Raw genomic sequence first — 16,734 nt, forward strand, 5'->3', positions numbered from 1 at the left:
TCGTCGCTCCCCGGTCCGGTCGTGCAAGGTTCGTTACGCAGGCGAACCCGCGAGCGGATCGCCGGTTCCCAAGGGCCAGCGCGCGACCGCATCATAGGTCGCGCCGCTGCGGCTCAGGCGGCTTTCGTAGAGCACCAGGTGCGGCATGGCGAACGGCGCGCTGGACGTGCCGTCATGCCGCGCGATCCAGGCGCCGATCGCGGGACGGCCATCCGCGCTGCGCGCCAGCCGCGCGAGCGTGATGTGCGGCAGATAGGCCCGGCCGTCGGGTGCGATCCCGGCGGCGACGCAGGCCTGATCGACCTTGCGGTGCAGGTGCGCGAGCGCATCGTGCGGCGTCACCCGCGCCCACAGGCTGTCCGCCCGCCCGCGCTTCTCGAACGCGCCGACGCCCGCCAGCGCCACGTGCGGCACCGGCGCGCGGATGCGGGCGAGCGCGGCGGCAAGGTCCTCGGCCGTGACGCGCTCCACCTCGCCGACGAAGCGCAGCGTGAGGTGAAGCTGGTCGTCGTCCTGCCAGCGCGCATCGGGCACCCCGTCCATCAGGTCGGCGAGTGCCTCGCGGATCGCGAGCGGCGGACGAAGCGCGACGAACAGGCGGTGCATCCCGGCATCAACCATCCGACTGGCGCATCGCGCAACCGGTTTCGCTTGAAATGGGGCCGGGCAGGGCCGATATCCCTCGCAACCGGGCTTATTCCGGCAAAGGAGTATTCGTCGACATGGCAAACTGGTCCGACCCCCAGCCGCGGGTAGCACCGTTCGGGCGTCCGGCAGCGGGCATGCGCTCGGATGCGTATGACTCGGGTCTGCGATCCTACATGCTGTCCGTCTACAACTACATGGCCTCGGGCGTGCTGCTCACCGGCATCGTCGCTTTGCTGTTCGCCTGGGGGGGCGAGACGTCGCCCGCGGCGCAGGTGTTCATCGGCGGTGGCCTGCTGAAATACGTCATCATGTTCGCGCCGCTCGCCTTCGTGTTCGGTATGAGCATGGGCCAGGCGCGCATGAAGACGTCGACGCTGCAATTGCTGTTCTGGGGCTTTGCGGTGGTGATGGGGCTTTCGCTCTCCACCATCTTCCTCGTCTACAGCCCGACCGCGATCGCGCAGGCGTTCTTCGCGACGGCAGCGGGCTTCGCCGCGCTGAGTCTCTACGGCTACACCACCAAGAAGGACCTGTCGGCGTTCGGCACGTTCCTCATCATCGGCGTGGTCGGCCTGCTCGTGGCGAGCGTCATCAACATGTTCGTGCATTCGGGCCCGCTCGGCCTGCTCATCAGCCTCGTCGGCGTGCTGCTGTTTGCCGGGCTCACCGCCTATGACACGCAGCGCACGAAGAGCCTGTACATGCAGGTGGCCGGCACTGACATGGTCGGCAAGGTCGTCATCATGTCGGCGCTGAATCTGTATCTCGACTTCATCAACATGTTCCTGTTCGTGCTTCGTCTGTTCGGCAACGGCCGCAACTAGGACGTTCGAAGCGACGGTTCGGGAAGGCCCGGCGGGGAAACCTGCCGGGCCTTCCCTGTGTCTCGTCCCCTCCGTGTTCCAGGAGCGTCATGCGCCTCGCGATCGACGTCCATCTCGATTACGGCTTCCCCGCACCCGCCGACGTGCTGCTCCAGATCGAGGCCGCGCTGCTGCCCGATCAACGGATCGTCGAGGCGGTGATGGACGTGTTTTCGGATCATCCGATCCGCGCGGTGCCGGGGGAGGAGGGAATCGGCCAGCGCTGCTGGGCGCGCGGCGACGGACGGCTGGTGGTGGACTATCGCGCGCTGATCGATGTCGACCGCCCGGTCGTCGCGCTGGAGGCCTATGCCGCCACGCCGATCCGAATGCTGCCCGGCCCGGTGACGGCCTATCTGTTGCCGAGCCGCTATTGCCAGTCGGACCGGCTCGAAGGCTTCGTCCTGCGCGAATTCGCCGGGCTGGACGGCGGTCCGCTCGCGGCCGCGCTGGCGGCGTGGGTGGAAGGCGCGATCGATTATCGCAGCGGATCGAGCATGGGCGAGACCACTGCGCTCGACACGTTCGCGACCCGGGCTGGCGTCTGCCGCGACTATGCGCATCTGCTCGTGGCGCTGGCGCGCGGCGGCGGCATCCCCGCGCGCTGTGTCTCGGCCTATGCGCCCGGCGTCGATCCGCCCGATTTTCACGCGGTCGCCGAGCTGTGGCTGGAGGGCGCATGGCGGCTGGTCGACGCGACGGGCATGGCGCGCTGCCAGGACATCGCGCGCGTGGGCGTCGGGCGCGACGCGACGGACATCGCGTTCATGACGATCTTCGGCAGCGCGTGGCTGCAACGGCAGGAGGTGCGTGTGCGCGCCGTGCAGGAACGCGCGGCCGATTGAACCGTTCTCTTCCCGTAACCTGACGGAGATACGCCATGACCGATATCGATGATCGCGCACTCGACAGCCTGTCCGTGGCACCCGCCGAGGATGATGGCGACGGCGCCCGCGACCCGCGCCAAGATGCCGGCCAGGATAAATCGATCGCCAAGCGCCTGGAGAAGAATCCGGGCAGCGAGGACGCCAAGCTCGACAACGGTCTCGATGAATCGATGGACGCCAGCGATCCGCCCTCGATCACGCAGCCGTCCGGCAGCGGCGAACCCGCGCCGTCGTCGGGCTATGACGCCGATGCCGAGGCTGGGCGCTGAGCTACACCGAGGCGCCTTCGCGCGGGCTTTGGCTCACGCGAGGGCGCGGATAACAATGAGGGCGCGCAGGCGCCCAGATACTAATCCCGGCCAATGGATTCTGCCCGCTACGCCGGACGATTTACTTCGGCGCCTGCGCGCCTGCGCATGGACCCATTTTTCTTGGTGTCTTAGCGCCCTCTCGCAAGCCCTTAACCGCTTCCTCAGACCGATTGTTGCTCAAAAGCGCCAATCGGCGTTTGATGGCAGATCTCCAATTCAGTTCATCGCAACCGATGTTGCGCCGCGCAAGCTTTCGTGATGACTTGGGAATACCGGTGGCGGTGCGGCGGTAAGATGGATGTTAACCATCCTGATCCTATCGTTGGAGTGTTGGACGATAGCGGGCGGGGTGAGGGCGATGGGTTCGAGAATGAAGCCGGCCGACGGCGCGATGACGCTGGCCGAGATGAAGGAATTCGCCGGGTTTCCGGCCGCGACGCAGCGATATATCCGGCGCTCGCTCGATATCGGGCTCGACCGCGAGGACGCGATGGCGCGCTGGTCGCGCGATGTCGTCGAGGCCGCCAGCATCCGGGCGCAGGCGCGCATCTATGCGATGCTCCCCGAACTGCGCGAGATGGTGCCCGACGACAGCGGCCTCGATGCGGTGGAGGCGTTCCTCGGGCCGCTCGTATCGGTGGTAGCGTTCGATCTGGGGCAGGGGCGGCTGACCAGCTTTTCCGCCTTCCGTTTTCTCTACGAACGGCTGATCGGCGCCGAGGTGCGGCCGTGGCTGCCCTCCGCCTTTTGCGCGGCGGCAGCGCTGCCGCATCTTCATCCCGAGCTGCGGCGCAAGCTGCTCCAATCAATCAGCGAGGCGGCGGCGACGGCGTCGGGCTGGTCCAACCGCCAGCCCGCCTTTTTTCCCTATTGGGTGGAAAAGGTGGATGCCGGTGCGCCGATGGCGGGCTGAGCCGGGGGGCTATCCTCGTACCGCCTGGTCGAAGGGCTCGGACGTGACCGGATAGCCCAGCCCCTCGGGGATGCAGAGATGCCGAACCCCGTCGCGCTCGTCCTCGAACGGCGTGATGGTGCGCACCGGGTGCGCGGCGGCGTCCGCGGCGGCGGCGGCGAACCCGGCGAAGCGCGCCAGCCGCTCGAGATTGCGCCGGGTGGGATAGATGATCGCTACCCGCCCCGCATCGGCATCGGCCAGCACCGTCGCGGCGCTGGCCCAGAGCAGCCTCACATTCTCGGTGCGATCGACCTGCGGCTCGCCGAGGCCGTCGGGCCAGGCGACCAGATAGAAACGGGTATCGAAAATGCGCGACGCGCGGTGCGCCGGCCGCCAGCGGGCGAATGCCACCAATACCGCCGGATCAATCGCACAGCCCGCGCGGTCGAGCGCCTCGGCGAACGCCATCCCATCGGCCAGATCCGCGCGCAACCGGTCGAGCGTTGCCGCCGCAGGCATCGGCGACAGCCCCATCGGCACGCCTGCCTCTTCGATCGTCTCGCGGATCGCTGCGATCCGTGCGGCGGTTTCGCCCTCGGCATCGTCGCTGCCGAGCCGCTGCGCGAGCGCATGGTCGCCTGAATCGACGCGGCCACCGGGAAAGACCAGCGCGCCACCCGCGAATGCCATCGCCCGGGCCCGCTCGACCATCAGCAAGTCGGGCGGCGCGCCCGCACGCGCGCGCAGGATCACCAGCGTCGCCGCCGGGATCGCCACAGGCGGCGCATCGAGGGTCATCGTTGGGTGGTCATGCGATATCGAAAGCTTGGCGCGGTGGTGGAGCCGAGGGGAATCGAACCCCTGACCTCTGCAGTGCGATTGCAGCGCTCTCCCATCTGAGCTACGGCCCCGCGCCTTTTTCCGCGGCCAGAAGACCGGGTCGGATGCGTTTAGCGGCTCGATCAGGGCGATGCAACAGCGCTGGCGGCTTTCCTGCCATCGCCGCAGCGGCTCGTCGTGGCGCAGGGCCGGCTTTGCGATCGGAACAAAGACGGGCGTCGGCCCTTATGGAATCCGGTGCGGGACGACGCGCAAACCGCGGGCCTGCCACCGAGTGAAACCGTCAGGAGGTCTGTCATGGTGATCCGTTATCCCGGAACCAACAACGAGCCGAACCCCGATTATTACGGCGGCGAGAACCCCGCCGATTATGCGCCCGACCGGTCGAGCCGCGACTATTACCGTTCGAGCGCGCGCGAATATGCCGCCGCCGGCGAATATGATCGCGGCAACCGCGACCGCGGCGCCTATGGTGCGCGCAACGACGGCAACGACCGTTACGGCCCGCGCGGCGACCAGGGCCGCTATGCCCAAGGTCGCAGCGATGATCGCGGTTATGGTCGTGACGAGCAGCCCTATCACGGCAGTTATGCGCATGACGGTCACCGGTTCGAGGATGTCGGTCGTGCGCGGCATGCCGATGACGACAACCGCCACGATCCCGATCGGTCCCGCGGCCGTCCGGCGCCCCGCGGACCGGAGGCGCAGCGCGGCTATGGCCGTCAGCCGCAGGGCTATGACTATGAGGATCGCGGCTTCTTCGCGCGAGCGGGCGACGAGGTCCGTTCGTGGTTCGGCGACGACGAGGCGGAGCGCCGTCGCGACCGGGACGCGCGCCACGACGAGCAGAATTACGCGCATCGCTCGCAGAACGACCGCGACGATGATTATCATAGCTGGCGCAAGTCGCAGATCGACGCGCTCGACCGCGATTACGATGAATATCGCCAGGAGAACCGCACCAAGTTCCATGCCGAGTTCGGAAGCTGGCGCACCCAGCGCGAGGGCCAGCGTTCGTCGCTGTCCAAGGTGAGCGAGCATATGGACGTGGTCGGCTCGGATGGCGCGCATGTCGGCACCGTCGACAAGGTGCGCGGCGATCGCATCCTGCTGACCAAGAACGATCCGGACGCGGGCGGCCAGCACCACTCGATCCCGTCGCGCTGGATCGCCACCGTCGACACCAAGGTGACGCTGGCGAAGACCGCCGACGAGGCCAAGGCGCATTGGCGCGACGAAGAGCGCAATCAAGCGATGTTCGGCTATGGCGACAACCAGCGCGATCCGTCGGGTGAGGATCGCGGCACGACGAACGCGCGCGACAGCCAGGGCCGCGTGCTCGGCCGGAGCGGCACGAACGCCTGACCCGCGGCTTCGGAAAGCCACAGGCGAGAAGGGGCTCGGGCGGAAGCGTCCGGGCCCTTTTGCCGTCGACGCGGTGCCGCGTACAGGCTTGCATCCGCCGCCGCGCGGCCATACCGCAGGCCGGAATTCACACGAGGAGGATCGACCAATGGCGCGCGCATGGAGCCTGCATTCCCGTCCCGAGGGCATGCCCAAGCATACCGACTTTGCGATGATTGACGTGGCCCCGGCGGCGCTGGGCGACGGTGAGGTGCGGATCGCGAACCGGTGGCTGTCGGTCGATCCCTATATGCGTGGCCGGATGAACGACGTGAAAAGCTATGTCCCGCCCTTCGCGCTGGGCGAGCCGATGCAGGGCGGCGCGGTGGGCGAGGTGATCGAAAGCCGCGCCGATGCGGTGCCGGTCGGCACCTGGGTGCAGCATATGGGCGGCTGGCGCGACGAGGCGGTGATGCCCGCCGCGCAGGTGCAGCGGCTGCCGGATCTGGGCGTCGATCCGCAGGCGTTTCTCGGCCAGTTGGGGATGCCCGGAATGACCGCCTATTTCGGCCTGCTCGCGGTCGCGGAAGCGAAGGCGGGTGACACGGTGTTCGTGTCGGCGGCGGCGGGCGCGGTGGGATCCACCGTCGTCCAGATCGCCAAGGCCAAGGACATGACGGTGATCGGCTCGGCCGGCGGCGCGGACAAATGCGACTGGGTGCGCTCGCTCGGTGCCGATGCGGTGATCGACTACAAGGCCGGGGAGCCGCTGGTGAAGGCACTCGCCGCCGCCGCGCCCAAGGGCATCGACGTGTATTTCGACAATGTCGGCGGCGATCATCTCGACGCCGCGCTGGCGCATGCGCGGCCGAATGCGCGCTTCGCGATCTGCGGCATGATCGACGTGTACAATTCGGGCGAGCCGACGAAGCTGCGCTATCTCGCCCGGCTGATCGGCAACCGGGTGCGGATGCAGGGCTTCATCGTCAGCGACCATATGGCGCGCGCCGCCGAATTCTACGACGACATGGGCGCGATGCTGAAGGCGGGAACGCTGAAGCGCGAGGAGACGGTGCATGACGGACTGGAGGCGATGCCCGACGCGTTTCTCGGGCTGTTCACCGGCGGCAACAAAGGTAAGATGCTCGTCCGACTCTAAGGGAGATCGGCGATGCTCGTGGTTCTGATCGGCGCGGCTCTGGCATCGGGTTCGGCCGCGTCAAGTGGGACGGCGATGGAGCCGCCCGCCGCGATCGCCGCGGCGGACGCGGCATCGTCGAACGGGCGCACCGGGCGGTTCGTGATGACCGTCGTTTCTACAGCCAAGACCGCGCGTGGCACGTTCCTCAATTCGACGGACGATTATCGCCGCCCCGACGATCTGACGTTCGACCTGTCGCGCGTCGCGGCGAATGAACTCGCCAAACGCTATGGCGCGCCGCCCGAAATCTACTTCAAGGGGCGCCATATCGTGGTGGATGGTGTCGTGCGCCGCAACCTGATCGTCAACACGGTGTCGGGGCGCGCGCACAGCGTGAACCGCTATCAGCACGTCGTCCAGATTCAGCATCCGCAGCAGATCGTCGCGGTGGACTGACCCGCCCGCGCACCGTCTCGGGCGCTCAGATCGCGCCCGAGAAGGTGTCGCATTGCGCGGGATCGCCGCTGTCCAGCCCGCGCTTCAGCCACTTCATGCGTTCGGCCGAGGTGCCATGGGTGAAGCTGTCGGGCACGACGCGGCCCTGGCTTTCCTGCTGCAGCGTGTCGTCGCCGATCGCGTGCGCGGCGGTGAGCCCTTCCTGGATGTCGCCCGGATCGAGCCGGTCGCGGTTGTTGGCGGCCCACACGCCCGCATAGCAATCCGCCTGAAGCTCGAGGCGCACCGACAGCGCGTTGCCCTGCGTCTCGCTCGCCTGGCGCTGCGCGTTGGACACCTGATCCGACACGCCCAGCAGATTCTGGATGTGGTGGCCGAACTCGTGCGCGATCACATAATCCTGCGCAAAATCGCCGCCGGCGTGGAAGCGATTCTGCAATTCCTGGAAGAAGCTGGTGTCGAGATAGATGCCGCGATCGGTCGGGCAATAGAACGGGCCCATCGCACTCTGCGCCGCACCGCAGCCCGAACGGCCGCTGCGACTGTAGAATTGCAGCGAGGGCGCCTCGAACGTCTTGCCCTCGCGCTGGAAGATCGCCGCCCAGGTCTTGTCGGCCGAACTGAACGCGTTGCAGGCGGCAGTGCTCGACGCATCGACCCTGCAGGCGGTCGTTGCCTCGCTCTTGCGCGCCGATTGCTGCGTGGGGACCGAGGTCTGGCTGCCGCCGCCACTGCCGAGCATCGAACCGATATTGCCCAGACCGCCGAAGACGGCGAGCACGATCAGCACCACGACGATCCCACCGCAACCGAACCGGCTGCCGATCAGCGGGAGCAGGCCGAACAGCAGGCCGCCACCGCCACCACCCCCAAAGCCATCGCCGCCGCTTTCACCGCGCTGGTCGCCGACGTTGATGTTCGGGTCGAAATCGTCGAGCCGCATCATGGGCCTCCCTTGTCGTCTCCCCTGCGCAATGCTCGGCCTCCCGCGTGGTTGCAAGGTTGATCGCGACGGCGCGCGGGCGCAGGGGGGGGGACGAGTGGAGGATCGGTGCATGTTTCTGAAGGGCAAGACTGCGGTCGTCACCGGCTCCACCTCGGGAATCGGCCTGGCCTATGCGCGCGCGCTGGCGGCCGAAGGCGCGACGGTGGTGCTCAACGGCTTCGGCGAGGGGGACGTGATCGCGGCGGTGCGAGACGAGCTGACGGCGACGAGCGGCGCGGCGGCGCTGTACGATGCGGCGGACATGACCGATCCCGCCGCGATCGCTGCGCTGGTCGAGCGCGCCGTCGCCGAGACGGGGCGGATCGACATCGCGATCAACAATGCCGGCATCCAGCATGTCGCGTCGATCGAGGATTTTCCGATCGACGCGTTCGACCGGGTCCTGGCGATCAACCTGTCCTCCGCCTGGCACGTGATGCGCGCTGTGGTGCCGCACATGAAGCGGCAGGGCTGGGGCCGGATTATCTCGACCGCCTCGGCGCATTCGCTCGTCGCGAGCCCTGGCAAATCGGCTTATGTCGCCGCCAAACATGGTCTCGTCGGGCTCACCAAGACGGTGGCGCTGGAGACGGCGCGGCACGGCATCACCGTCAACGCGATCTCGCCGGGCTATGTCTGGACGCCTTTGGTCGAACGCCAGATCCCCGACACGATGGCGGCGCGCGGGATGACGCGCGATCAGGTGATGAACGACGTGCTGCTCGCAGCGCAGCCGACGCGCGAATTCGTCACCCCCGAACAGGTGGCGGCGCTCGCGCTGTTTCTCTGTCGCGACGAAGCGGCGTCGATCACGGGCGCGAACCTGTCGGTCGATGGCGGGTGGACGGCGGCATGAGCGCGCGGATCGCTCAGGCTGCCGCCGCCCTGCTGCTGGTCGCCGGCCCGGTGATGGCGCGCGACGTGCCGACCGACTGGCGCCGCGCCGCCAGCCCGGCGGATCGCGACCGGCTGCGGCGGTGGCGCGACGCGTGGATCGAGGCGCTGGGCAAGGCGCAGCGCAGCGGCGGCGGTGCGCAGATCGCGGCACAGGGTGCGCTGCTCGATCCCGATCACGCGCTGGCCGGCGCGTCGCCACCGCCCGGCGCCTATCGCTGCCGGACGATCCGGCTCGGCGGTTATGGCGGCGGTGACGGCTTTGCGCCGGGGGTGTGGGCGCCGTGCCTGATCGCGGGAGAGGGCACGAACCGAGGCTTCGCCGCGCTCAGCGGGCCGCAGCGCACGACGGGCACGATCTTCGAGGATACCGGGGCGCGCAGCGTGTATCTCGGTGCGCTGATGCTCGGCGACGAGACGCGGCGCATGGCCTATGGCCGCGATGCGCGCCGCAACATGGTGGGGGTGGTCGAGCGGATCGGGCCGGCGCGCTGGCGGATCGTGCTACCCTATCCGAGCTTCCAGTCGACGCTCGACGTCATCGAACTGGTGCCGGCGCCGGTCGAACCGGAAGCGGCGCCGCCGCACTGAGCGCCGGCGCTGCCGCGGCGGCCGCGCCGATCGGCGGCGGTGCGGCCAGATAGACCGTCCCGCTCTCGTCGATCCTGGTGATGCGCGACGCGTTCGCGGCGGCGACCGCCTGGAGATAGGAGCGCGGGCGCTTCATCAGATCGGGATGGTCGAGCCCGGTCAGCCCCATGATCCGCGCCGCGGCCATGACGAAATGGACGCAATTGTGCGTCTTCAGGTTATAGGTGCTGTCTGCGCCCTTGTCGTCCCACGCCGCTGCCAGCGCCAGCACGGCGGCATATTGCGCGTCGGTCATGGTCGTCGAGAATTGGGCGGTGCTGCTGCGGACATAATAGGGCGTGGCGATATCGAGCTTGCCGCGCACGGAGCGGAACAGCAGCGCCGGACTCAGCGTGCGCGCGGTGAAGCCGAAGTTGCGATCGACCGCCGCCCCGCCGGCATCGGGCACGCCGCGGAGCGTGACGAAGGCGTGGGGGAAACTGTCCCCCAGTTCGTGGCTCCAGAAGGCGATCGTCACCGCGGCGTGCGCGGGCAGCGCGGCCCCGATCGAGAGCAGCACGAACGCGACGAGATGGGAGAGGCGAGGCATGACGCTAGCCTATCGCACTGGTTTGTCCCGGGAAAGCGGCGATGGCGTCCTCGCGCTTCTCCGGCCGGATATAGATGGAGGCGAGCATCGGCTCGGCGGCCTTCAGCTTCGCCTCGATCCGCTCCACCAGCGTTTCGCCTTCGCCCATCGTCAGCGAATCGTCGAAATCGGCGCTGATCGCCACGAAGATGCTCGTCGGTCCGGTGTGGATCGTGCGGACATGGTTGACCGCGGTGACGCGCGGTTCGGCGGCGACGATGGCGCGCACCGTCTCGACGATCGCGGGGTCGGCGCGCTCGCCGATCAGCAGCCCCTTGGCCTCGCGCGCCAGCAGCATCGCGACCAGCCCGAGCACCAGCCCGATCAGGATCGAGGCGATGCCGTCGATCCGCGGCTCGGCGAGCGCATGGCTGAGCCACACGCCCGCCGCGGCGATCACCAGTCCGGCCAGCGCCGCGCTGTCTTCGAACAGGACGATGAACCCCGCCGGATCCTTGGAGCGCCGGATCGAGGCCCACCAGCCGAGCGGTCCCTTGGCGCGGCCGAACGCGCGCATCGCCAGGAACCAGCTGCTGCCTTCGAGTGCGGTGGAGACGCCCAGCACGATGTAATTGACCAGCGGCGAGCGCAGCGGCTCGGGATCGATGATGTGGAGATAGCCCTCATAGACCGACACGCCCGCGCCCACCGCAAAGATCAGGATCGCGACGACGAAGCTCCAGAAATAGAGTTCGCGCGCATAGCCGAACGGGTGGATCTCGTCCGCCGGCCGCTTCGCACGATGCTGGCCGTAGAGCAGCAGCAATTGGTTGCCGCTGTCGACCACCGAATGGACGCCTTCGGTCAGCATGGAGGAGGATCCGGTGATCGTGGCGGCCACGAATTTGGCCACGGCGATGCCGAGATTGGCGGCGAGTGCCGCCAGGATGACGAGATTGGATTCGCGTTCGACGGGTTCGGCCATGGTCACTCTATGCGGGGGGCGGGCGCGAGATGCGAGCTTTGCGTGACGCGGCAAGCATGTTGTTACGTCAGTATGAACATCGCCCTGAAAATCATCCGCTTCGGCAACTCCGTGGGCGTCATCATCCCCAAGGAAATGCTCTCCAAGCTGCGCGTCGATCTGGGGGGATCAGATCGTTTTGACCGAACAATCGGACGGCTTCGCAATCCGACCGCATGATCCGGCCTTCGTCGAAGCGATGACGGCTGCCGAGGCGATCATGCGCGAAGACCGCGACATACTCGCCGGTCTCGCCAATTGACGTCGTCGGGCACGCCGCGTTTTCCCAGTGCAGACATTGCGCGTGCGGTGCATGATCGGCAACTGGCCGAACATGGCGGACCAGCGGGCGTCAAGGACATAGGCCTGCTCGAGTCAGCCATCGCACGGCCGGTCAACAAACATGGCTGTAGAGAAGACGATCTCTGCGCCTCAGCGGTCGCTAATGCGTTCGGCATCGCCCGAAATCACCCGTTCGCGGATGGCAACAAGCGCACCGCATGGGCCATGGCGCGCTTGTTCCTGCGCCTGAACGCCGTAGAGATCGAGTTCGACAAGGCGGACGCCATTCGCACCATGTTGGCACTCGTCTCCGGTATTCTGGCAGAGGACGATTTCGCCGCTTTATTTCGCGAGCACATCGTTCGCGCCTGACACCGCGCCCCGGTCACACCCCCGCGTCGGTCAGCCGTTCGCGCTGATCGGGGGTGAGCGTCAGGTCCATCGCCGGCAGCAGATCCTCGATCTGCGCGGCGCTGGTCGCACTGGCGATCGGCGCGGTCACGCCGGGTTGCGCCATCAGCCAGGCGAGCGCGATCTGCGCGAGGCTGGCGCGGGTCTCCGCCGCCACCGAGTCCATCGCCGCCAGCACGACCTTGCCCTTGCCCTCCAGCAGATCGCCCATCCGACCGCCGCGCACGCTTTGCCCCAGATCGGCGGTGCTCCGGTATTTGCCGGTGAGGAAGCCCGAGGCGAGGCCGTAATAGGGCGTCACGCCGATATTCTCGGCCACGCAATAATCCTGCAGTTCGCCCTCGAACTTCTCGCGGCTCAACAGATTATATTCGGGCTGGAGCACGTGATAGCGCGGCAGATGCGCAGCGAGAGCGGCGTCGTTCGCCGATTTCAGGCGCCCGGCGTGGAAGTTGGAAGCGCCGATCACCCGGACCTTGCCGGCGTCGACCAGCCGGCCAAACGCCTCGAGCACCGCGTCCTGCGGAACGGAATCGTCGTCCTGATGCGCGAAATACAGGTCGATGCGGTCGGTGCCGAGCCGCTTCAGCGAGGCCTCCGCCGCGGCGGCGATGCGCGCGGGGGCCAGCTTCTCGCCGCCTTCGCCCGGCAGCATCCCCACCTTGGTCGCGATCAGCACCCGGTCGCGCTTGCCGCCCTGCGCGAGCCATTCACCGATCATCGTCTCCGATTCGCCGCCGCGGTGGCCGTCCGCCCAGGCGGAATAGACGTCGGCGGTGTCGATCATCGTGCCGCCGCCGGCGACGAAGGCGTCAAGCACGGCGAAGCTCGCGGCCCTGTCCGCGGTCCAACCGAACACGTTGCCGCCCAATACCAGCGGCGCGATCTTCAGGTCGGTGGAGCCCAGGCGGCGAAGTTCGGTCATGATGGATCGCTTTCGTTGTCGCTACCGACGGCATTGGCGTCGACGCTGTTGGCATCGAGCATCGCGGCGGCGTCGTTCAATTGCCGGGCCTCGTCCGCGGTGACGGCGCCCGGCTGATCGTTATGCGACGAGCAGGCGGCGAGCGCGAACGCCGCCGCGGCCGCCATGCTCGCGCGGCCGCGCATCAGTTCTTCAGCGAACGGCCGGCGCGCTCCAGCGCGTTACCGGTGGCGTTGGAGGCGCGATCGATGCCGTTGTCGATCGAATTGCCGGCGCGATCGGCGGCCGGCCCGGCACGGTCGATCGAGTTCTGCGCGGCACCCAGCGCGCGGTCGGTGGCGGCGTTCACGTCGTCCACTGCGTTGCGCGTCGTGGCGTTGGCGTCCGCGGCGACCGCATCGGCGGCGTTGGCGCTCGCATCCTGCGCGTTCTGGCTGCAGGCGGCGAGTGCCAACGAGGTGGAGGCCAGCAGGGCCAGCAAAGGCGTCTTCATGATCGTCACTCCCCATGTTGTTGCGGCAATGGTATTCAGGCCCGAACGCGTTGTCACGGCATCGGGTCCGTGCCGGATCGATTGACCGCATATAAAGATATCTTTATATGTTGTTCCCGATGACCCTCGCGCTCGACATCTTCCGTGCCTTGGCCGACGCCACGCGGCTGCGCATCTTGACGCTGCTGCGCTCGATGGAGCTGTCGGTGGGTGAGCTCGCGCAGGTGCTGGGCCAGAGCCAGCCGCGCGTGTCGCGGCACGTCAAGATTCTCTGTGACGCAGGCCTCGCCGAACGGCGCAAGGAGGGGAGCTGGGTGTTCGTGGCGCTCGGCAAGCCCGATGCGGTCGCGCCCGTGGCCGCCGCGCTCGATCGCTGGGGCGCGGCCGAGCCCGATCACTGGGCGCTGGCCGACGTCGCGCGCCTTGCCGCTGTGCGTGCCGATCGCGCCGCTTCGGCGGCGGGCTGGTTCGAGGACCATGCCGGCGAATGGGACGCGATCCGCTCGCTCCACATCGCCGAAAGCGAGGTCGAGGCGGCGATGGCGGCGGTGCTGGGCCTGGAAGGCGGAGAGACCGGATCGCTCGGCACGCTGATCGACATCGGCACCGGCACCGGCCGGATGCTCGAGCTATTCGCCGGCCGCGCGCGATCCGCGCTCGGGATCGATCGCAGTTCGGAGATGCTGCGGCTCGCGCGCGTGAAGCTGTCCGAACGCGGGCTTTCCAATACCGAGCTGCGCCAGGCGGACCTCTATGCGCTGCCGATGGCGGACGGCGCGGCGGACGTCGCGATCCTGCACCATGTGCTCCATTTCGCGCAGCAGCCCGGCGCCGCGATCGCCGAGGCGGTGCGTGTGCTGGGGCCGGGCGGGCGGTTGCTGATCGCCGATTTCGCGCCGCACGACCGCGAGGATCTGCGAACGCGCGACGCGCACACCCGGCTCGGCTTTTCGGATGCGCAGATGGCGCAGTGGTTCGCCAATGCCAGTCTGGTGCCCGCCCGCATCGAGACGCTGGGCGGCGGCGAGCTGACGGTGAAGCTGTGGCTCGGCCAGAAACGGGACAAGACTGTGGAATTGCGTGAGGTGAAGGCGGCATGACGACGATCTCGATCCCCCAGCTGGCGGAAGCGCGCCGCGCATTGGAGGAGCCGCTGTTCGCCGATCTGGCAGGCGATATCGGCATCAGCTTTGAATTCTTCCCGCCCAAGAGCGAGAAGATGGAGACGCAATTGTGGGAGGCGATCCGCGCGCTGGAGCCGCTCGGCCCCGATTTCGTGTCGGTCACCTATGGCGCGGGTGGCTCCACGCGCGAGCGCACGCATGCCACGGTCGCGCGGATTCAGCGCGAGACCTCGCTTAGCGCCGCCGCGCACCTGACCTGCGTCGAGGCGACCCGCGCCGAGATCGATCAGGTGGCCGAGGAATATTGGGCGGCGGGCGTCCGCCACATCGTCGCGCTGCGCGGCGACATGCCGACGCCGGGCGAGCCCTATCGCCCGCACCCGGGCGGCTATGCCAACGCCGCCGAGCTGGTCACGGGATTGGCCCGGCTGCACCCGTTCGACATTTCGGTCGCGGCCTATCCCGAATGCCACCCTGAAAGCGGCGGCGACCAGGCCGATCTCGACAATCTGCGTGCGAAGTTCGATGCCGGCGCCAATCGCGGGATCACGCAATTCTTCTTCTCGCCCGAGGCCTATTTCCGGTTTCGCGACCGGGTGGCGGCGGCGGGGATCACGGCGGAGATCCTGCCCGGCATCCTTCCCGTTTCGAATGTCGCGCAGTTCCGCAAATTCGCCGGCCAGTGCGGGGCGGCGATCCCCGCCTGGATGGACCGGCTGTTCGAGGGGCTGGACGACCATCCCGCCGCGCGCCAGCTCGTCGCGGCGACGGTGGCCGCCGAGATGTGCCGGCGGCTCTATGCGGGCGGCGTGAAGAACTTCCATTTCTACACGCTCAACCGCGCCGAGCTGGCCTTCGCGATCTGCCACATGCTGGGGGTTCGCGCGAAGCCGACCGAAAAGGCCGTGGCCGCATGAACGCGGCCAGGACGAAGGAAACACCGATGACCGCCCGCGAACGCCTGAACGCCGAAGCCGCCAAGCGCATTCTCATCACCGACGGCGCGTTCGGCACCGAGATCCAGAACTGGAAGCTGGACGAGGCCGCCTATGCGGGCGATCTGGGCTTGCCGCACGACCAGAAGGGCAACAACGACATCCTCGCGATCACCAAGCCGGAGGTGCCCGAGACGATCACGCGCGAATATCTTGATGCCGGATCGGACATCGTCTCCACCAACACGTTCAGCGCGAACCTGATCTCGCAGGCGGATTACGGCGCCGAGCATCTGGTGCGCGAGATCAACCTGCAAAGCGCGAAGATCGCCCGCCGCCTCGCCGACGAATATGCCGCGAAGGACGGCCGGCCGCGCTTCGTGGCGGGCGCGATCGGGCCGACCAACAAGACGCTGTCGCTCTCGCCCGACGTCAACGATCCCGGCTACCGGGAGATCGATTTCGATTATCTGAAGGGAGTCTATCGCGACCAGATCGACGCATTGCTGGAAGGCGGCGTGGATTTCATCCTGATCGAGACGGTGTTCGACACGCTGAACGCCAAGGCCGGGATCATGGCCGCGCTCGACGCCGCGGACGATCTGGGGCGCGACGTGCCGATCATGCTGTCGATGACGTTGACCGACCTGTCGGGGCGCAATCTGTCGGGCCACACCGTCGAGGCGTTCTGGCACGCGGTGCGGCATGCCCGGCCGGTGACGATCGGGCTGAACTGCTCGTTCGGCGCCGAACAGCTCCGCCCGCATGTGAAGACGCTGAGCGGCATCGCCGACACGCTCATCATGATCTACCCCAATGCGGGCCTGCCCAACGAACTCGGCGAATATGACGAGATGCCGGCGACCACGGCGGGGCTGGTGGGCGAATGGGCGGCGGCCAGGCAGGTGAACGTACTGGGCGGCTGCTGCGGCTCGACGCCCGCGCATATCAAGGCGATGGCGGACGCGGTGCGCGGGCTGGAGCCCAGGGTGCCGGCCCGCCCCGAGGTGCGGACCAAACTCGCCGGGCTCGAACCGTTCACGATGGCGGCGTGAACGGACCTGCCGCAATCCTGTCACCGTTCGTGCTGAGCCTGTCGAAGCACCTGCCCGGACCA

22 protein-coding genes and 1 tRNA gene are annotated in these 16,734 nt (G+C 67.8%); 14 read left to right on the top strand and 9 right to left on the bottom strand.

Annotated features, from left to right (window positions below):
- Positions 1-33 precede the first annotated feature (33 nt).
- Positions 34-606, bottom strand: a complete 573-nt coding sequence (gene thpR, locus L8H00_RS00540; RefSeq protein WP_242095271.1) for an RNA 2',3'-cyclic phosphodiesterase — start codon at positions 604-606, stop codon at positions 34-36.
- Between the two features lie 116 nt (positions 607-722).
- Here thpR and L8H00_RS00545 point away from each other — a divergent pair, with 116 nt between their 5' ends.
- The 4 genes from L8H00_RS00545 to L8H00_RS00560 all read left to right on the top strand — a co-directional run bounded on the left by L8H00_RS00545 (position 723) and on the right by L8H00_RS00560 (position 3,622).
- Positions 723-1,472: a Bax inhibitor-1/YccA family protein gene (locus L8H00_RS00545; protein WP_242095272.1), complete on the top strand. Its 750-nt coding sequence runs from the start codon at positions 723-725 to the stop codon at positions 1,470-1,472.
- Positions 1,473-1,561: 89 nt separating this feature from the next.
- A complete protein-coding gene (locus L8H00_RS00550; RefSeq protein ID WP_242095273.1) occupies positions 1,562-2,356 on the top strand; it encodes a transglutaminase family protein in 795 nt (264 codons plus the stop codon).
- 35 nt (positions 2,357-2,391) lie between these two features.
- The gene (locus tag L8H00_RS00555) at positions 2,392-2,667 is read left to right on the top strand and encodes a hypothetical protein (RefSeq protein ID WP_242095274.1); all 276 of its coding nucleotides are present in this window, start codon (positions 2,392-2,394) and stop codon (positions 2,665-2,667) included.
- A gap of 400 nt (positions 2,668-3,067) precedes the next feature.
- Complete coding sequence (locus L8H00_RS00560; RefSeq protein ID WP_242095275.1) at positions 3,068-3,622, top strand: hypothetical protein; 555 nt, start codon at positions 3,068-3,070, stop codon at positions 3,620-3,622.
- 9 nt (positions 3,623-3,631) lie between these two features.
- On the opposite strand, the gene L8H00_RS00565 is transcribed toward L8H00_RS00560, so the two are convergent.
- Both L8H00_RS00565 and L8H00_RS00570 read right to left on the bottom strand, forming a co-directional pair.
- On the bottom strand, positions 3,632-4,402 hold the full coding sequence (locus L8H00_RS00565) for an NUDIX domain-containing protein (protein WP_242095276.1): 771 nt from the start codon (positions 4,400-4,402) through the stop codon (positions 3,632-3,634).
- Positions 4,403-4,439: 37 nt separating this feature from the next.
- Positions 4,440-4,515, bottom strand: a tRNA-Ala gene (locus L8H00_RS00570).
- 226 nt (positions 4,516-4,741) lie between these two features.
- Here L8H00_RS00570 and L8H00_RS00575 point away from each other — a divergent pair.
- The 3 genes from L8H00_RS00575 (at position 4,742) to L8H00_RS00585 (ending at position 7,385) form a co-directional block, all read left to right on the top strand.
- Complete coding sequence (locus L8H00_RS00575) at positions 4,742-5,809, top strand: DUF2171 domain-containing protein (protein ID WP_242095277.1); 1,068 nt, start codon at positions 4,742-4,744, stop codon at positions 5,807-5,809.
- Positions 5,810-5,957: 148 nt separating this feature from the next.
- On the top strand, positions 5,958-6,947 hold the full coding sequence (locus tag L8H00_RS00580) for an NADP-dependent oxidoreductase (protein WP_242095278.1): 990 nt from the start codon (positions 5,958-5,960) through the stop codon (positions 6,945-6,947).
- Positions 6,948-6,959: 12 nt separating this feature from the next.
- On the top strand, positions 6,960-7,385 hold the full coding sequence (locus L8H00_RS00585) for a hypothetical protein (RefSeq protein WP_242095279.1): 426 nt from the start codon (positions 6,960-6,962) through the stop codon (positions 7,383-7,385).
- Between the two features lie 25 nt (positions 7,386-7,410).
- Here L8H00_RS00585 and L8H00_RS00590 read toward each other — a convergent pair whose 3' ends face one another.
- Positions 7,411-8,328: a neutral zinc metallopeptidase gene (locus tag L8H00_RS00590; protein WP_242095280.1), complete on the bottom strand. Its 918-nt coding sequence runs from the start codon at positions 8,326-8,328 to the stop codon at positions 7,411-7,413.
- 112 nt (positions 8,329-8,440) lie between these two features.
- Here L8H00_RS00590 and L8H00_RS00595 point away from each other — a divergent pair, with 112 nt between their 5' ends.
- Together L8H00_RS00595 and L8H00_RS00600 are read left to right on the top strand one after the other, a co-directional pair.
- The gene (locus L8H00_RS00595; protein ID WP_242095281.1) at positions 8,441-9,226 is read left to right on the top strand and encodes a 3-hydroxybutyrate dehydrogenase; all 786 of its coding nucleotides are present in this window, start codon (positions 8,441-8,443) and stop codon (positions 9,224-9,226) included.
- The gene (locus L8H00_RS00600) at positions 9,223-9,855 is read left to right on the top strand and encodes a DUF4893 domain-containing protein (RefSeq protein WP_242095282.1); all 633 of its coding nucleotides are present in this window, start codon (positions 9,223-9,225) and stop codon (positions 9,853-9,855) included. The genes L8H00_RS00595 and L8H00_RS00600 overlap by 4 nt, the downstream gene beginning before the upstream one ends.
- Here the strand turns inward: L8H00_RS00600 and L8H00_RS00605 are convergent.
- The gene (locus L8H00_RS00605; RefSeq protein WP_242095283.1) at positions 9,803-10,444 is read right to left on the bottom strand and encodes a hypothetical protein; all 642 of its coding nucleotides are present in this window, start codon (positions 10,442-10,444) and stop codon (positions 9,803-9,805) included. The genes L8H00_RS00600 and L8H00_RS00605 overlap by 53 nt on opposite strands.
- A gap of 4 nt (positions 10,445-10,448) precedes the next feature.
- Positions 10,449-11,408, bottom strand: coding sequence for a cation diffusion facilitator family transporter (locus tag L8H00_RS00610; RefSeq protein ID WP_242095284.1), 960 nt, complete (start codon positions 11,406-11,408; stop codon positions 10,449-10,451).
- Positions 11,409-11,480: 72 nt separating this feature from the next.
- Here L8H00_RS00610 and L8H00_RS00615 point away from each other — a divergent pair, with 72 nt between their 5' ends.
- Together L8H00_RS00615 and L8H00_RS00620 are read left to right on the top strand one after the other, a co-directional pair.
- On the top strand, positions 11,481-11,627 hold the full coding sequence (locus L8H00_RS00615) for a hypothetical protein (protein WP_242095285.1): 147 nt from the start codon (positions 11,481-11,483) through the stop codon (positions 11,625-11,627).
- Positions 11,628-11,705: 78 nt separating this feature from the next.
- Complete coding sequence (locus L8H00_RS00620; RefSeq protein ID WP_242095286.1) at positions 11,706-12,101, top strand: type II toxin-antitoxin system death-on-curing family toxin; 396 nt, start codon at positions 11,706-11,708, stop codon at positions 12,099-12,101.
- 13 nt (positions 12,102-12,114) lie between these two features.
- On the opposite strand, the gene L8H00_RS00625 is transcribed toward L8H00_RS00620, so the two are convergent.
- Genes L8H00_RS00625 through L8H00_RS00635 form a run of 3 tightly spaced genes read right to left on the bottom strand, consistent with a single transcriptional unit; the run spans position 12,115 to position 13,558 of the window.
- Positions 12,115-13,065, bottom strand: coding sequence for an aldo/keto reductase (locus L8H00_RS00625; protein ID WP_242095287.1), 951 nt, complete (start codon positions 13,063-13,065; stop codon positions 12,115-12,117).
- A complete protein-coding gene (locus tag L8H00_RS00630) occupies positions 13,062-13,250 on the bottom strand; it encodes a hypothetical protein (RefSeq protein ID WP_242095288.1) in 189 nt (62 codons plus the stop codon). The genes L8H00_RS00625 and L8H00_RS00630 overlap by 4 nt, the downstream gene beginning before the upstream one ends.
- A complete protein-coding gene (locus L8H00_RS00635; protein WP_242095289.1) occupies positions 13,250-13,558 on the bottom strand; it encodes a hypothetical protein in 309 nt (102 codons plus the stop codon). The genes L8H00_RS00630 and L8H00_RS00635 overlap by 1 nt, the downstream gene beginning before the upstream one ends.
- A 119-nt stretch (positions 13,559-13,677) precedes the next feature.
- Here L8H00_RS00635 and L8H00_RS00640 point away from each other — a divergent pair, with 119 nt between their 5' ends.
- The 3 genes from L8H00_RS00640 to L8H00_RS00650 are packed head-to-tail and all read left to right on the top strand — an operon-like array spanning position 13,678 to position 16,672.
- Entirely contained in the window at positions 13,678-14,658 is a 981-nt protein-coding gene (locus L8H00_RS00640; protein ID WP_242095905.1) for a metalloregulator ArsR/SmtB family transcription factor, read from the top strand.
- Positions 14,655-15,599 carry a methylenetetrahydrofolate reductase [NAD(P)H] gene (gene metF, locus L8H00_RS00645; RefSeq protein WP_242095290.1) on the top strand — a complete coding sequence of 315 codons (945 nt, stop codon included), beginning with the start codon at positions 14,655-14,657 and terminating at the stop codon, positions 15,597-15,599. Before L8H00_RS00640 ends, metF begins: the two co-directional genes overlap by 4 nt.
- A 26-nt stretch (positions 15,600-15,625) precedes the next feature.
- On the top strand, positions 15,626-16,672 hold the full coding sequence (locus L8H00_RS00650; RefSeq protein WP_242095291.1) for a homocysteine S-methyltransferase family protein: 1,047 nt from the start codon (positions 15,626-15,628) through the stop codon (positions 16,670-16,672).
- Positions 16,673-16,734 lie beyond the last annotated feature (62 nt).

Source organism: Sphingomonas sp. CROZ-RG-20F-R02-07 (assembly GCF_022662335.1).
Classification (GTDB): domain Bacteria; phylum Pseudomonadota; class Alphaproteobacteria; order Sphingomonadales; family Sphingomonadaceae; genus Sphingomonas.

Coding starts and splice junctions, on each gene's coding strand:
- L8H00_RS00630 (WP_242095288.1), bottom strand. CDS start 13,250: ATGCGCGGCCGCGCGAGCATGGCGGCCGCGGCGGCGTTCGCGCTCGCC.
- L8H00_RS00555 (WP_242095274.1), top strand. CDS start 2,392: ATGACCGATATCGATGATCGCGCACTCGACAGCCTGTCCGTGGCACCC.
- thpR (WP_242095271.1), bottom strand. CDS start 606: ATGCACCGCCTGTTCGTCGCGCTTCGTCCGCCGCTCGCGATCCGCGAG.
- metF (WP_242095290.1), top strand. CDS start 14,655: ATGACGACGATCTCGATCCCCCAGCTGGCGGAAGCGCGCCGCGCATTG.
- L8H00_RS00595 (WP_242095281.1), top strand. CDS start 8,441: ATGTTTCTGAAGGGCAAGACTGCGGTCGTCACCGGCTCCACCTCGGGA.
- L8H00_RS00605 (WP_242095283.1), bottom strand. CDS start 10,444: ATGCCTCGCCTCTCCCATCTCGTCGCGTTCGTGCTGCTCTCGATCGGG.
- L8H00_RS00565 (WP_242095276.1), bottom strand. CDS start 4,402: ATGACCCTCGATGCGCCGCCTGTGGCGATCCCGGCGGCGACGCTGGTG.
- L8H00_RS00560 (WP_242095275.1), top strand. CDS start 3,068: ATGGGTTCGAGAATGAAGCCGGCCGACGGCGCGATGACGCTGGCCGAG.
- L8H00_RS00585 (WP_242095279.1), top strand. CDS start 6,960: ATGCTCGTGGTTCTGATCGGCGCGGCTCTGGCATCGGGTTCGGCCGCG.
- L8H00_RS00545 (WP_242095272.1), top strand. CDS start 723: ATGGCAAACTGGTCCGACCCCCAGCCGCGGGTAGCACCGTTCGGGCGT.
- L8H00_RS00575 (WP_242095277.1), top strand. CDS start 4,742: ATGGTGATCCGTTATCCCGGAACCAACAACGAGCCGAACCCCGATTAT.
- L8H00_RS00615 (WP_242095285.1), top strand. CDS start 11,481: ATGAACATCGCCCTGAAAATCATCCGCTTCGGCAACTCCGTGGGCGTC.
- L8H00_RS00625 (WP_242095287.1), bottom strand. CDS start 13,065: ATGACCGAACTTCGCCGCCTGGGCTCCACCGACCTGAAGATCGCGCCG.
- L8H00_RS00600 (WP_242095282.1), top strand. CDS start 9,223: ATGAGCGCGCGGATCGCTCAGGCTGCCGCCGCCCTGCTGCTGGTCGCC.
- L8H00_RS00640 (WP_242095905.1), top strand. CDS start 13,678: ATGACCCTCGCGCTCGACATCTTCCGTGCCTTGGCCGACGCCACGCGG.
- L8H00_RS00580 (WP_242095278.1), top strand. CDS start 5,958: ATGGCGCGCGCATGGAGCCTGCATTCCCGTCCCGAGGGCATGCCCAAG.
- L8H00_RS00610 (WP_242095284.1), bottom strand. CDS start 11,408: ATGGCCGAACCCGTCGAACGCGAATCCAATCTCGTCATCCTGGCGGCA.
- L8H00_RS00650 (WP_242095291.1), top strand. CDS start 15,626: ATGACCGCCCGCGAACGCCTGAACGCCGAAGCCGCCAAGCGCATTCTC.
- L8H00_RS00635 (WP_242095289.1), bottom strand. CDS start 13,558: ATGAAGACGCCTTTGCTGGCCCTGCTGGCCTCCACCTCGTTGGCACTC.
- L8H00_RS00550 (WP_242095273.1), top strand. CDS start 1,562: ATGCGCCTCGCGATCGACGTCCATCTCGATTACGGCTTCCCCGCACCC.
- L8H00_RS00590 (WP_242095280.1), bottom strand. CDS start 8,328: ATGCGGCTCGACGATTTCGACCCGAACATCAACGTCGGCGACCAGCGC.